This window comes from Pseudomonas sp. JC1203 (assembly GCF_056175065.1).
Genome location: NZ_JBWCAM010000004.1, coordinates 280761 through 293864 on the forward strand (window position 1 = coordinate 280761; position 13104 = coordinate 293864).

Here is a 13104-nt window from a genome sequence, read left to right on the forward strand (position 1 = left end):
CCCTCGAAAGTGCTACGTCTTACCGGCAAATTGGCCGAGTATAGCCCACAGATAACCCTGCTGACTGTGTCGTTTTTGCCTACCTTTCCATATCTTTTCGACATGATAGCGGTGGGCCATAAGTTAGGTAGCGGGGAGGCGCGCTGTGGGAGCTGGCTTGCCAGCGAGCTGTTGAAGTCCTGGAAACTCGCTGGCAAGCCAGCTCCCACAATAGACAGTGCGCTACGGGATGATCGCCAGACGTTGGTCGATGGCGCTGATGACCGGGGCGAACACGGCCGCAGGCAGGGCTGCCACGGCTTCGCGGATCTTGGCCAGGAAGGCCGGCGTGGCCGTGCGCGTTGCGCGCATGACCCAGTGGGCAGCCTCGTCGAGGTTGCCGTGGCGCACCAGCATGGCGGCGTAGCTGCACTGGCCGCGAAAATCCCCGGCCAGGGCCGAGCGCTGGAACCAGTCGAACGCCAGCGCGGCGTTTACCGGTATGCCCCAGCCTTCCTCGTGGAACCGCCCCACCAGGTTCATGGCCTTGGCGTGGCCGCTGTCGGCGGCGCGCTGGTACCAGGCCAGCGCGGCCGCCATGTTGCGCGGCACGCCGCGGCCCTGGCTGAGCAGGTTGGCGTAGTTGTACTGGCCCCAATCCAGCCCGCGCCGGGCGGCGGCGTGGTAATGCGCCGCCGCCCCAGGCAGGTCCGGGGCACAGCCCCAGCCCAGTTCCAGGCAACGGCCCACCATGTTCAGTGCCACCAGGTGGCCGCGCCCCGCGGCGATGCGGAACCAGCTCAAGGCCAGCGCCGCGTCGCGTTCTATGCCGTGGCCGTCGAGCAACGCCTGGCCCAGGTGCGCCTGGGCCTCCGGGTTGCCCGTGGCGGCCTGGTCCAGCAGCAGGCGCGCCACTGCGGTGCGGTCCTGCACGCCCAGGCGCAGCACGGGATCGGCCAGCATCAGAAGCGGTACTCGGCGGTCAGCGTGGCGCCGCGGCCATCACCCGGAATACCGTAGCCACGGCCGTTGTATTCAGTGAAGTAACGCTTGTCGAAGATGTTGGTGACGTTCAGGCGCAGGTCGATGTTCTTGTTGACGGCGTGGGTGAACGCCACGTCATGCACCACGTAGTCCGGCAGGGTAGTCTTGGTCGCCGAGCTGGTGACCGAGTCGGCGCCGGTGCCGGTGCCCTGGTAGATGTCCACGGTGTCTTCGTAGCGCACGCCGTAGCTGAAAGTGTTGTCGCCCGGCAGTTTCCAGGTGTTCCACAGGCTGATGGTGTGCTTGGGCGTGTTGGCGATGCCGACCGTGCCATCTTCTGAAGTAGCGTTGGCGGCCTTCAGGGTCACGGCGTTCTGGTAGGCGTAGCCGCCGTAGATCGACCAGTAGCGGTTGATGTTGCCCGCCAGGCCGATTTCCAGGCCGCGCACGCGCTGCTCGCCGCCCACGTTGAGGGTGGCGCCGGTGTCGTCGTCGGTGTAGGTCAAGCTGCGCTTGGTTTCATACACCGCGGCGGTCAGGCTGAGGTTTTCATTGAACAGGTCCCACTTGGTGCCCAGTTCGGTGGTCTTGCCACGCTGGGTGCTGTCGCCGGTGCTGGCGCCGGTCTGGGCGATGGCGGTCAGGCTGCTGGGCTGGCGGGCGTTGGCGTAGCTGAGGTAGATGCTGCCCTCTTCCACCGGCTTGTAGACCAGGGCGGTGTGCACGCTGGTGACTTTTTCCGAGGCCGACGAATTGCCGCCGTCCACCCACGCTGCGGTCTGGCTGCTGCGCGACCAGTTGCTGGTGATGCGCGAGTCGTAGTGGTCCTGGCGGCCAGCCAGGTGCAGTTGCCAGTGGTCGTTGAAGGTCAGGGTGTCGAGCACATAGAAGGCCTTGTCGACCTGCTCGGCGGAGACCTCGGCGCTGGTGTAGGTGTCAGCCGAATACGGGTACTTGGACCAGTTGTTGCTGTCGGCCGTGAGGTTGCTCATGGTCGTGGCATCGGCGGCGGTCAGCTTGCCGGTGTCTTCCTGCAGGGTCTGCTTGCTGTACTCGACGCCGGTGACCAGGGTGTGGCCAATGCCGAAGGTGTCGAAGCGGAACGTCAGGTTGCTCTGGTCGCTCCAGGTGGCGTTGGTCTGATCGCGGGACGGGGTGTTGAGGTAGCGACGGTACACGCCCTTGTTGGCCATCACGCCCGGTGCCGGGCTGTTAGCCTTGTAGTAGGTGCCGCCCGGGGTGGTGACGAAGTAGTCGTGGTCCAGGTGGAAATAGGTCAGCTGGTTGTCGAAGGTGACGTTGTCGTTGAAGTCATGGGCGAACTTCAGGTTCAGGCGGTGCGACTCGTTGTTTTCCTTGTCCAGGTTGCGCCAGCCCCAGTAGCTGCTCCAGCTGCCCAGGCGGTGCGGGCTGCTGCCGTTGCTGCCATCCACAGTGGGAATGCCGTAGTCGGTGTTGCCGTTGTCGTGGATGTATTCGTAGGCGATGGTGAAGCGGGTGTCGGTGCCCAGGCCCAAGGACAGCGACGGCGCGAAGCCGTTGCGCTCACGCTGGATCCAGTCACGGCCGTTCTCGCCGCCCTTGTAGCCCACCACGTTGAGGCGGAAGGCTGCGCCCTCGCCCAGGCCGTCGATGGTGTGGTTGATGTCCAGGGTGCTGCGCTTGTAGTTGGCCGTACCCACGCCCACGTCCAGGGTGTCGAAGTCCTTGAGCTCGGGGCTCTTGGTGACCATGTTGATGGCGCCGCCAATGGCGCCCACGCCCCAGCCCGAGCTGCTGGAGCCCTTGAGCACTTCCACCTGTTCGGTGTTGAACAGCTCGGAACGGGTGTACTTGGCCGGGTCGCGCACGCCGTCACGGTAGATGTTGCCGTCGGCGCTGAAACCACGAATGTTGATGCTGTCGCCTACGCCACCGCCGCCCTCGCCCGAGTTGAAGGTAATGCCGGGCACGTTGCGCAGCACGTCCTTGAGGTCCTGGGCATTCTGTTCTTCCAGCACACGCTTGGGCACCACGCTGATGCTCTGCGGGGTGTCACGCAGGGCCTCGGTGAATTTGCTGCCCGAGAGTTTCTCGGTCTGGTACGGTGCCGCGTTGTCCTGCGTGGCATCGATGACCGTCTGGTCCAGCTGCAGGGTGTTGGGCACCTGGTCGGCAGCATAGGTCAGGCTGCTGAGCGTGGCGACGGCCATGCCCAGGGAAACTTCAAGGCGCGGTGGAAGGGTGGATTGACGGCTCATGGGGTTCTCGTAGGAGGGGCCAGCAGGTTAAAGTAAACAACAACGATTCTCTTTCGCGCATTGTGCGATAACGCTTCTCAAGTTCTTGTTAAGAAGTTTTCACATCCGACACATTTCATGAAACTGGCCCGCCCATGCGCATTCTGGTCATCGAAGACGACCTGGTTATCCTCGACAACATCACCCGTTACCTCAGCCGCCGCGGCTACATCGTCGATTGCGCGGAGAACGGCGCCCAGGGCCTGGAGATGGCCCGCAGTGGCGATTTCGACCTGATCGTGCTCGACCTCATGCTGCCGCGGCTGGACGGCTACACCCTGTGCCGGCGCCTGCGCGAAGAAGGCGGCCGGCGCATTCCGGTGATCATGGTGACCGCACGCGACACCCTGGATAACCGCCTGGAAGGCTTCGAGGCTGGCGCCGACGACTACCTGGTGAAGCCCTTTGCCCTGGCCGAACTGGCGGCGCGGGTCAACGCCGTGCTGCTGCGTGCCGCGCCCCAGCACAAGACCGTGTTGCAGGTCGCCGACCTGTGCCTGGACACCACTACCCTGGCGCTGAGCCGCGCAGGCCAGGCGCTGAAGTTGCCGCCCGCGCCCCTGCGCCTGTTGATGGCGCTGATGCAGGCCAGCCCCGCCGTGGTGGCGCGGCGCAAACTGGAAGAGCTGCTATGGAGCGATTCGCCACCCGACAGCGACAGCCTGCGCACGCACATTCACCAGCTGCGCCATGTAGTCGACAAACCCTTCGCACAGCCGCTGCTGCGCACCGTGCACGGCATCGGCTACCGGCTGGCCGATGACTGAACGCCGCCACAGCCTGGGCCGCCGGCTGATTTTGATCTACGGGCTGGTGAGCCTGCTCACTGGCGCGCTGGTGCTGGCGCTTTCCAACCTGAGCCTGAACCGCCTGGAGATGCGCCTGCAGGAAATCGACATGGGCATCGCCATCACGCGGGTGCGCGAGGAAATCGCCAGCGGCGGGCCGGGCCGGCCTGGGCGGTTTTTCGTCGGCCAGCCTGGCTCCGAGCAGTTTCCCGCCGACCTGCGGCAATTGTCCCCAGGCTTCTACAAACTGATGCGTGGCCAGCGCCTGTGGCACGTGCGTGTGCTGGACGACGGCGCCCAGCGCTACCTGTTGATGCGCGACTACACCGACTACGAACATGGCCAGTCGACCATGCTGATTGTCGGCGTCACCAGCCTCGGCGGCCTGGTGCTGCTGGCGGTGCTGCTGGGGGTGATCACCACGCGGCGCCTGGTACGCCCCATCGAACGCCTGGCCGCGAGCATGAGTGCGCGCACTGCCCTGCCCCCCTCAAGCCGCCTGGCACCGGACTTCCCGGCCAATGAAATCGGCACCGCCGCCCAGGCGTTCGACAACACCTACAACCACCTGGAGCTGGCCCTGCAACGCGAACGCCTGTTCACCGCCGACGTCGGCCACGAGCTGCGCACGCCGATGATGGCAGCGCTCAGCGCCTGCGAGGTGCTGCGCGACGAAGAACCCCTGAGCCCCGCGGCCGATACCCAGTTGGCGCAAGTAGAGGCTTCGATCAAGGACATGCGCCAGCGCCTGGACACCTACCTGATGCTGGCCCGTGGCGAGGCCGACTGCCTGGGGTTCGCCCACGCCAGCCTGGCCCAGGCGGTGGACGAACAGGTGCGGCAGGCCTGCCCCCAGGCCCGGCGCCTGCAGCTGGCACTGCTGGTGGAACCGCACGCCACGCTGGCCACGCCGCCTGCCTACCCCCTGCCCCTGCTGCGCACAGTGCTGGGCAACCTGCTGCGCAACGCCCTGCAATACGCCGGCACCGGCAGCGAGATTCGCCTGCGCGTGGGCGACACCTGGGTGGAGGTGCAGGACAACGGCCCCGGCGTTGCCGCCGACCAGCACGAAGCCATCTTCCTGCCGTTTACCCGGGGGCCGCAGCCCAGTGTCGACAACCTCGGCCTGGGCCTGTCACTGGTCAAGCGCATCTGCGTCAACCAGGGCTGGGCCATCAGCGTCGATTCCCCCGCAGGCGGGCCAACGTGCTTCCGCCTGGACTGCGCACCGTCCCCAAAATAGAAACAATAAGTTCACCATATGGATAATTGTTCCTGAAACGGTTTCGCGGCCACAATGGCCGCGCCTCCCAACCTCAAGGAACGACCATGCGCCCCGTACCCACATCACTCGCCCCCGCCCTGAGCTTCAACGGCGGCTTCGTCGACACCGTGGGCTTCCTCGCCCTGCAGGGGCTGTTCACCGCCCACGTCACCGGCAACTTCGTCACCCTGGGGGTGAGCATCGTGCATGGCACCTCGGGCGCCTTGGCGAAGTTGCTGGCGCTGCCGGTGTTCGCCATGGTGGTGGGCTTCACCCACTTGGCGGCGAGCGCGCTGCACCGGCACAACCTGGCGTCGCTGCACCTGCTGATGCTGGCGCACACGCTGTTGCTGGCGCTGTTCATGGCCTGCGCGGTGTGGCTGGGGCCGTTCACCGACGGCGATTCAATGGTGGCGCTGGTGACCGGCATGGTTGGCGTGGCAGCCATGGCCATTCAGAACGCGCTGTCGCGTCAGCACCTGAAGGCGGCGCCACCGACCACGCTGATGACCGGCAACGTCACCCAGCTGGCGATTGATCTGTTTTCGCTGATTGGCCTGCGCGACCGCGCCGAACGCGAAGTGATTCTGGCACGCATGGGGCCGATTGGCCGCAACCTGCTGGGCTTCACCGTGGGCTGCATCGGCTCGGCGCTGCTGTACCTGGCAGTGGGGCTGTGGTGCCTGGTAATTCCGGTGGCAGTAGCGGCCTGGGGTTGCGTGATGGTGTACGAAGGCAAGACCGACCTCGCCTGACCCGTCAAGCGCAGCGCAGGCAGTCGCGCCCGGCGCCCTTGGCGGCGTACAGCGCCTGGTCTGCCGCGGCAATCAGGGCATCGGCACCCGTGTGCGGGGCCATGCTTGCGGCCACGCCCAGGCTCACAGTCACCTGCGCACCTGCGCCCAGCACCGGGTGCGGGATGGCCAGGGCGGCGACTGCGCTGCGCAATGCCTCGCCCAGGGCACGCGCCTGATTGGCGTCGGCGCCCACCTGCAGAATCAGCAGTTCTTCACCACCGAAACGAAACACCAGGGCGTCCCGCGCCTGCGCCGCCTGCTGGATAGCCTGGCTGACCTGTGCCAGGCACGTGTCGCCCTGCAGGTGGCCGTAGTTGTCGTTGTAAGCCTTGAAGTGGTCGATATCCAGCAGGATAACCACCACGCTCACAGGCTTTGCCGCAGCCGCCGCCCACACCTGCTCCATGACCTCGCCCTGGTAGCGGCGGTTGAACAACTGGGTCAGGGCGTCGGTACGGGCGATGTGCAGCAATTGCTCGCGCAGCAACCGCCCACGCAAGGCGAACAGGTAGCTCAGGCGGCTGCCGCGTTCCTGGAAATACGAGGCCATCAACAGCAGCGCCGCCGTGGACACGAACAGCAGCGCGTTGGCCTGCCAGATACGGAAATCGGCGAAGTCGGCCAGGTAGGTGGTCACCAGCTGGATCACCAGCATGCACAGCATGGCCACCGAGGCGAAGCGCATCGGCAACTGCTGGATCATGGTGCAATAGACCATGATCAGCAGCATCCCCAGCTGATAGTGCAGGCGGTACGGGCTATGGCTGTAGATCATCGCCACCAGGGGTATCAGTGATGACACCACGGTGCCCGCCGCTGCCGCCGTTTCCACTGCCCAGCGCTGGGTGAGGCGCTGGCCCAGCACCAGCAAGGCGATGAACATTGGCGTGACCAACAGCAGGCGGCCGGATGCCACGTAGGCAAACATGTCCCGCAGGGTAAGCCAGTCGCTGAGCAGAAACAGGTTATAGACCAGCGCACCGCCAATGCCCACGGCAGTGATGAACTGCAGGCGCTGCTTGACCGTGTCGGCCTGGTAGCGGCGTTCCAGCAGGTCACTGAACCGCAGGACGCGCACCCCGGTCGCAATCGTGCGCTCGACTTCGGCCAGGGTGTGCGCGTCGTCGGTCGTGCGGCGTTCAAGGTCGGAAGCAGGCATTCGGCACCGGGGGGAAGTGGCTACGACGGGGTATCGGCAGCGCCAGGCAGAAACTGCAACCGCTGGTCGAATGCCCCACCGCCACTGTTATACAGGTTGGTGCGCCTGCCGTTCCAGTTCGGCCTTGAGGGTTGAGTCGAGGCTCAGCTGCCGCGCCAGTTCATCCAGGTAGGTGCGCTCCATGAACTGCGCGTCGTCGACCATCATCACGCTGGCCAGGTACATCTCGGCGGCCATTTCCGGCGTGCCGGCGGCGCGCGCCACATCCACCGGGTCCAGGGGCTTGTTCAATTCGGCGTGCAGCCAGCCCTGCAATTGCGGGTCGGCAGTCAGTTGCGCGAACTGCCCTTCGATCAATTCACGCTCACGCGCGTCCACATGCCCATCGGCCTTGGCCGCGGCGATCAACGCCTTGAGCACGGCCTGGCTGTGCTGTTCCGCCTGGGCGGCGGGCAGGCGGTCGAGGGTTTGCGCGGGTTCACGCGGCGCCGTGTGCTGCTGGGCCTGCCAGTTGCTCCAGGCCTTGTACGCCAGCACGCCGACAGCGGCGATACCGCCATAGGTCAGCGCCTGCCCACCCAACTTGCGCGCCTTCTTGCTGCCCATCAGCAAGCCCATCGCCCCGGCCGCCAACGCGCCACCACCCGCCCCCGACAACAGGCTGCCGAGGGCGCCATTGGCGGGGGATGAAGCAGTGGCGCCTTTGCCCTGCAGCAGGTCGGTACCGGATTTGAGCAGTTGATCAAGCAGGCCACGGGTGTTCATGGGGAAACCTCCAGAAAGGCGACGCGAATGCCTTGAGCTTAAAACGAAGCCCGGCGGCTCGCCCCTGGGGATTTGCTTCGGGATGTTGCACAACCGCGCGGACCGAAGCCTTCGAAAAAAAAGATATACACTCGCCCCATCAGCTTTATAGATCCCGTTGCGAGTGCCCCGTTGATGATGACCCTGCGCCAGATCCGCCATTTCATCGCCGTGGCCGAGACCGGTTCGATCTCGGCCGCCGCCCAGGCGGTGTTCATTTCCCAGTCGACCCTGACCCTGGCCATCCAGCAGCTGGAGCAGGAGATTGGCGTCAGCCTGTTCAACCGCCACGCCAAGGGCATGACCCTGACACACCAGGGCCACCAGTTCCTGCGCCAGGCGCACCTGATCCTGGCCACTGTCGACAACGCCAAGCGCAGCCTGCAGCAAAGCACCGACCAGGTGGCCGGTCAACTGGTGATCGGCGTCACCAGCCTGGTGGCCGGTTATTACCTGGCCGACCTGCTGACGCGCTTCCAGCGCGCCTACCCCAACGTGGAATTGCGCGTGATGGAGGACGAGCGCCCGTACATCGAGCACCTGCTGGTGAGCGGCGAGATCGACGTGGGTGTGCTGATCGTCTCCAACCTGGAAGACCGCCACGCGCTGCAGACCGAGGTGCTGACCCACTCGCCCCACCGCCTGTGGCTGCCGGCCCAGCACCCGCTGCTGGACCACGACAGCATCACCCTGGCCGACGTGGCGCGCGAGCCGCTGATCCAGCTCAACGTCGACGAGATGGACCGCAACGCCCAGCGCCTGTGGACCAGCGCCAGCCTGACCCCGCGCATCAGCCTGCGCACCGCCTCCACCGAGGCCGTGCGCAGCCTGGTGGCGGCAGGGCTGGGTGTGTCGATACAACCGGACATGACCTACCGGCCGTGGTCGCTGGAGGGCGACATCATCGAGGCACGGCCGCTCGCCGACCTCACCCAGACCCTGGACGTGGGCCTGGCCTGGCGTCGCGGCACCGCGCGGCCAGCGCTGGTGGACCCGTTCCTGACCGTGGCCCGCGAGCAGCCCAACGCTGGGCGCAGGCTATCGATTTAATCGAATGCTGCATTCAGTATTTAGAATTTGTAGCCCACCCGCCCGCGCACTAGTCTCTACCCACCGAGACAATCCGTGCCCGGGCTGCCTTCCAGGAGCCTGCCCGTGAGCCCAAAAGAAAAGAGACCTCGCAAGATGGCCGGCACTTCCACCCCCACCCTGTGCACCGCACTGCTGATCGACGGCGAGCTCGTTGCAGGGCAAGGGCTGGTGGAACCGATCATCAACCCGGCCACTGCCGAGGTGCTTACCCACATTGCCGAGGCCAGCAGCGAACAGGTGGAACACGCCATCATGGCCGCCCACCGCGCCTTCGCCGGTTGGTCGCGAACTACCCCGCAGCAACGCGCCAACCTGCTGCTGCAGATCGCCGACGCCGTGGCCCGCCAGGCCGACAGCCTGGCGCAGCTGGAAGCACTGAACTGCGGCAAGCCGCTGCACCTGGCGCGGCAGGACGACCTGGCCGCCACCGTCGATGTGTTCCGGTTCTTCGCCGGCGCCGTGCGCTGCCAGACTGGCCAGCTGGCGGGCGAATACGTGCCTGGCTACACCAGCATGGTGCGCCGCGACCCGATTGGCGTGGTGGCGTCCATCGCGCCGTGGAATTACCCGATCATGATGGCGGCATGGAAAATCGCCCCCGCGCTGGCGGCCGGCAATACCCTGGTGTTCAAGCCTTCCGAGCACACGCCGCTGTCGATTCTGGCGCTGGCCCCGGCGCTGGCGCAGATCCTGCCGCGTGGCGTGCTGAACATCGTCTGTGGCGGCGGCGAGGGCGTGGGCGGCCACCTGGTCAGCCACGCCAAGGTACGCATGGTGTCGCTGACCGGCGATATCGTCACCGGGCAGAAAATTCTCCAGGCTGCCTCGAAAACGCTGAAGCGCACCCACCTGGAACTGGGAGGCAAGGCGCCGGTAATCGTCTGCAACGACGCCGACCTGCGCGCGGTGGTCGATGGCGTGCGCAACTACGGCTACTACAACGCCGGGCAGGACTGCACGGCGGCGTGCCGGGTGTACGCCCAGGCCGGCATTCACGACCAACTGGTGAGCGAACTGGGCGCTGCCGTAGGCAAGCTGCGCTTCGCCGGCAAGCGCGACGCCGACAACGAACTGGGCCCGCTGATCAGTTCGCGCCAGCGCGACCGCGTGGCCAGCTTCGTCGAACGCGCGCTGAGCCAGCCACACATCGAACGCATCACCGGCGCCGCCGTGCATTCGGGGCCGGGTTTCTACTACCAGCCGACGCTGCTGGCCGGCTGCCGCCAGAACGACGAAATCGTCCAGCGCGAGGTGTTCGGCCCGGTGGTCACCGTCACCCGGTTCGACGAGCTGAGCCAGGCCATGGACTGGGCCAACGAATCGGAATACGGCCTGGCCTCCTCGGTGTGGACCCAGAACCTGGACAAGGCCATGCAAGTGGCCGCGCGCCTGCAGTACGGCTGCACCTGGATCAACAGCCATTTCATGCTGGCCAGCGAAATGCCCCACGGCGGCCTCAAGCGCTCCGGCTACGGCAAGGACCTGTCCAGTGATTCGCTGCAGGACTACAGCGTGGTGCGGCACATCATGGCGCGCCATGGGGAGCACCTCTGACCCGCCAACCGTTATCACCACTATTCTAATAATCAGCCTCGACGAAGGCCCGCTGCACCGTTCGAACACTGCCCCGACCATAATTTGAAGAAGAGGGATACCATGCACGCGCACAAGACCGCACTGCTCAGCGCCTTGACCACCGCCCTGCTGGCCAGCGCCAGCCTGCAGGCCGCCGAACCGCTGAAGGCGGTGGGTGCCGGTGAAGGGCAACTGGATATCGTTGCCTGGCCGGGCTATATCGAACGGGGCGAAAGCGACAAGAATTACGACTGGGTGACCGGCTTCGAGAAGGAGACCGGTTGCAAGGTCAACGTCAAGACCGCCGCCACCTCGGACGAGATGGTCAGCCTGATGGCCAAGGGCGGCTACGACCTGGTGACCGCCTCGGGCGACGCCTCCCTGCGGCTGATCGCCGGCAAGCGCGTGCAGCCCATCAACACCGCGTTGATCCCCAACTGGAAGAACATCGACCCGCGCCTGCAGGACGGCCCCTGGTATGTGGTCAACAAGCAGACCTACGGCACCCCCTACCAGTGGGGCCCGAACGTGCTGCTGTACAACACCAACGTCTTCAAGACCCCGCCCACCAGCTGGGACGTGGTGTTCAAGGCCCAGGACCTGCCCGACGGCAAACCCAACAAGGGCCGCGTGCAGGCCTACGACGGCCCGATCTACATCGCCGACGCGGCGCTGTACCTCAAGAGCACCAAGCCCGAACTGGGCATCAAGAACCCCTACGAGCTGAACGAAACCCAGTACAAGGCCGTGCTCGACCTGCTGCGTGCCCAGCACGCGCTGGTGCACCGCTACTGGCATGACGCAACCGTGCAGATGAGCGACGTGAAGAACGAAGGCGTGGTGGCCTCCAGCTCCTGGGGCTACATGGTCAACGGCCTGAAGGCCGACAACCAGCCCGTGGCCTCGACCATTCCGAAGGAAGGCGCCACCGGCTGGGCCGACACCACCATGCTGCACGCCGAGGCCGCGCACCCCAACTGCGCCTACAAGTGGATGGACTGGTCGCTGCAACCCAAGGTGCAGGGTGACGTGGCCGCCTGGTTCGGCTCGCTACCGGCGGTACCGGCGGCATGCACCAGCAGCGAATTGCTGGGCGCCGAGGGCTGCAAGACCAATGGCGTCGACCAGTTCGACAAGATCGCCTTCTGGAAAACCCCGCAGGCCGAGGGCGGCAAGTTCGTGCCGTACAGCCGCTGGACCCAGGACTACATCGCGATCATGGGCGGCCGCTGAGCCCACGCCCTTGTGGGAGCTGACTTGCCAGCGAGCTTTGAAGGCCCTCAAAAGCTCGCTGGCAAGCCAGCTCCCACATCCTCCACGCCACACTCTCCATGCCCACCGGAGTAGCGCATCATGACGCTTGCAGTCCAGTTCACCCAGGTTTCCCGCGTGTTCGGCGAAGTGAAGGCCGTCGACCGGGTATCCATCGATATCCAGGACGGCGAGTTCTTTTCCATGCTCGGCCCATCAGGCTCGGGCAAGACCACCTGCCTGCGCCTGATCGCAGGGTTCGAGCAGCCCAGCAGTGGCTCCATCCGCATTCATGGCGCCGAAGCCGCCGGCCTGCCGCCCTACCAGCGTGACGTCAACACGGTGTTCCAGGACTACGCCCTGTTCCCGCACATGAACGTGCTGGACAACGTAGCCTACGGCCTCAAGGTCAAGGGCGTGGGCAAGCAGGAGCGCCTGCAGCGCGCCGAGGAGGCCCTGGCCATGGTGGCCCTGGGCGGCTACGGCCAGCGCAAGCCGGTGCAACTGTCCGGCGGCCAGCGCCAGCGCGTGGCCCTGGCCCGCGCCCTGGTCAACCGCCCGCGGGTGTTGTTGCTGGACGAACCCTTGGGCGCGCTGGACCTGAAGCTGCGTGAGCAGATGCAGGGCGAGCTGAAAAAACTGCAGCGGCAGCTGGGCATCACCTTCATTTTCGTCACCCACGACCAGACCGAAGCGCTGTCCATGTCCGACCGCGTGGCGGTGTTCAACAAGGGCCGCATCGAGCAGGTCGACAGCCCACGCAACCTGTACATGAAACCCGCCACGCCGTTCGTCGCCGAGTTCGTCGGCACCTCCAACGTGTTGCGCGGCGAGGCAGCGCGCCTGGTGTGCGGCAGCGACCTGCCCTTCTCCATCCGCCCGGAGCACATCCGCTTCGGCGAGGCCTCCACCAGCCATGAAGTGCAGGTGGATGGCGTACTGCACGACATCCAGTACCAGGGCAGCTCCACCCGTTACGAGCTGAAGCTTGAGAGCGGCCAGGTGATCGCCATCAGCCAGGCCAACAACCAATGGCAGGAGCCGAGCATTGTGCTGCAGCCCGGCCAGCGCCTGAGCGCGCGTTGGGCACGCGAGGCGATGACAGCCCTGCGCGACAGCGAGGGCCTGTGAC

11 protein-coding genes are annotated in these 13104 nt (G+C 65.8%); 7 read left to right on the forward strand and 4 right to left on the reverse strand.

The features are described 5' to 3' along the window. Positions 1 to 222: 222 nt before the first annotated feature. Together AC0SZ7_RS08755 and AC0SZ7_RS08760 are read right to left on the reverse strand one after the other, a co-directional pair. Complete coding sequence (locus AC0SZ7_RS08755; RefSeq protein ID WP_475504018.1) at positions 223 to 942, reverse strand: tetratricopeptide repeat protein; 720 nt, start codon at positions 940 to 942, stop codon at positions 223 to 225. Beyond that, positions 942 to 3203, reverse strand: a complete 2262-nt coding sequence (locus AC0SZ7_RS08760) for a TonB-dependent receptor (protein ID WP_475504019.1) — start codon at positions 3201 to 3203, stop codon at positions 942 to 944. The genes AC0SZ7_RS08755 and AC0SZ7_RS08760 overlap by 1 nt, the downstream gene beginning before the upstream one ends. A 134-nt stretch (positions 3204 to 3337) precedes the next feature. On the opposite strand from AC0SZ7_RS08760, the gene AC0SZ7_RS08765 reads away from it, so the two are divergent. The 3 genes from AC0SZ7_RS08765 to AC0SZ7_RS08775 all read left to right on the forward strand — a co-directional run bounded on the left by AC0SZ7_RS08765 (position 3338) and on the right by AC0SZ7_RS08775 (position 6049). Continuing rightward, positions 3338 to 4009, forward strand: coding sequence for a response regulator transcription factor (locus tag AC0SZ7_RS08765; protein ID WP_475504020.1), 672 nt, complete (start codon positions 3338 to 3340; stop codon positions 4007 to 4009). Continuing rightward, the gene (locus AC0SZ7_RS08770) at positions 4002 to 5273 is read left to right on the forward strand and encodes a sensor histidine kinase (RefSeq protein ID WP_475504021.1); all 1272 of its coding nucleotides are present in this window, start codon (positions 4002 to 4004) and stop codon (positions 5271 to 5273) included. The genes AC0SZ7_RS08765 and AC0SZ7_RS08770 overlap by 8 nt, the downstream gene beginning before the upstream one ends. 86 nt (positions 5274 to 5359) lie before the next feature. Further along, positions 5360 to 6049: a YoaK family protein gene (locus AC0SZ7_RS08775; RefSeq protein WP_475504022.1), complete on the forward strand. Its 690-nt coding sequence runs from the start codon at positions 5360 to 5362 to the stop codon at positions 6047 to 6049. 4 nt (positions 6050 to 6053) lie between these two features. Here AC0SZ7_RS08775 and AC0SZ7_RS08780 read toward each other — a convergent pair whose 3' ends face one another. Both AC0SZ7_RS08780 and AC0SZ7_RS08785 read right to left on the reverse strand, forming a co-directional pair. Further along, positions 6054 to 7250: a diguanylate cyclase domain-containing protein gene (locus AC0SZ7_RS08780; protein ID WP_475504023.1), complete on the reverse strand. Its 1197-nt coding sequence runs from the start codon at positions 7248 to 7250 to the stop codon at positions 6054 to 6056. An 87-nt stretch (positions 7251 to 7337) separates the two neighbouring features. Further along, positions 7338 to 8015: a tellurite resistance TerB family protein gene (locus AC0SZ7_RS08785; RefSeq protein WP_475504024.1), complete on the reverse strand. Its 678-nt coding sequence runs from the start codon at positions 8013 to 8015 to the stop codon at positions 7338 to 7340. Positions 8016 to 8189: 174 nt separating this feature from the next. Between AC0SZ7_RS08785 and AC0SZ7_RS08790 the strand changes: the two genes are divergently transcribed. The 4 genes from AC0SZ7_RS08790 (at position 8190) to AC0SZ7_RS08805 (ending at position 13103) form a co-directional block, all read left to right on the forward strand. Beyond that, positions 8190 to 9104, forward strand: a complete 915-nt coding sequence (locus tag AC0SZ7_RS08790) for a LysR family transcriptional regulator (RefSeq protein WP_475504025.1) — start codon at positions 8190 to 8192, stop codon at positions 9102 to 9104. A gap of 135 nt (positions 9105 to 9239) precedes the next feature. Further along, complete coding sequence (locus AC0SZ7_RS08795; protein WP_475504107.1) at positions 9240 to 10700, forward strand: gamma-aminobutyraldehyde dehydrogenase; 1461 nt, start codon at positions 9240 to 9242, stop codon at positions 10698 to 10700. 102 nt (positions 10701 to 10802) lie between these two features. After that, complete coding sequence (gene ydcS / locus AC0SZ7_RS08800) at positions 10803 to 11954, forward strand: putative ABC transporter substrate-binding protein YdcS (RefSeq protein WP_475504026.1); 1152 nt, start codon at positions 10803 to 10805, stop codon at positions 11952 to 11954. A 120-nt stretch (positions 11955 to 12074) separates the two neighbouring features. Continuing rightward, on the forward strand, positions 12075 to 13103 hold the full coding sequence (locus AC0SZ7_RS08805) for an ABC transporter ATP-binding protein (protein ID WP_475504027.1): 1029 nt from the start codon (positions 12075 to 12077) through the stop codon (positions 13101 to 13103). The last annotated feature ends 1 nt before the right edge of the window (position 13104 follow it).

Excerpts from the sequence above, each read along its gene's own strand:
- AC0SZ7_RS08755 (WP_475504018.1), bottom strand. The coding sequence starts at position 942 with ATGCTGGCCGATCCCGTGCTGCGCCTGGGCGTGCAGGACCGCACCGCA.
- AC0SZ7_RS08760 (WP_475504019.1), bottom strand. The coding sequence starts at position 3,203 with ATGAGCCGTCAATCCACCCTTCCACCGCGCCTTGAAGTTTCCCTGGGC.
- AC0SZ7_RS08765 (WP_475504020.1), top strand. The coding sequence starts at position 3,338 with ATGCGCATTCTGGTCATCGAAGACGACCTGGTTATCCTCGACAACATC.
- AC0SZ7_RS08770 (WP_475504021.1), top strand. The coding sequence starts at position 4,002 with ATGACTGAACGCCGCCACAGCCTGGGCCGCCGGCTGATTTTGATCTAC.
- AC0SZ7_RS08775 (WP_475504022.1), top strand. The coding sequence starts at position 5,360 with ATGCGCCCCGTACCCACATCACTCGCCCCCGCCCTGAGCTTCAACGGC.
- AC0SZ7_RS08780 (WP_475504023.1), bottom strand. The coding sequence starts at position 7,250 with ATGCCTGCTTCCGACCTTGAACGCCGCACGACCGACGACGCGCACACC.
- AC0SZ7_RS08785 (WP_475504024.1), bottom strand. The coding sequence starts at position 8,015 with ATGAACACCCGTGGCCTGCTTGATCAACTGCTCAAATCCGGTACCGAC.
- AC0SZ7_RS08790 (WP_475504025.1), top strand. The coding sequence starts at position 8,190 with ATGATGACCCTGCGCCAGATCCGCCATTTCATCGCCGTGGCCGAGACC.
- AC0SZ7_RS08795 (WP_475504107.1), top strand. The coding sequence starts at position 9,240 with ATGGCCGGCACTTCCACCCCCACCCTGTGCACCGCACTGCTGATCGAC.
- ydcS (WP_475504026.1), top strand. The coding sequence starts at position 10,803 with ATGCACGCGCACAAGACCGCACTGCTCAGCGCCTTGACCACCGCCCTG.
- AC0SZ7_RS08805 (WP_475504027.1), top strand. The coding sequence starts at position 12,075 with ATGACGCTTGCAGTCCAGTTCACCCAGGTTTCCCGCGTGTTCGGCGAA.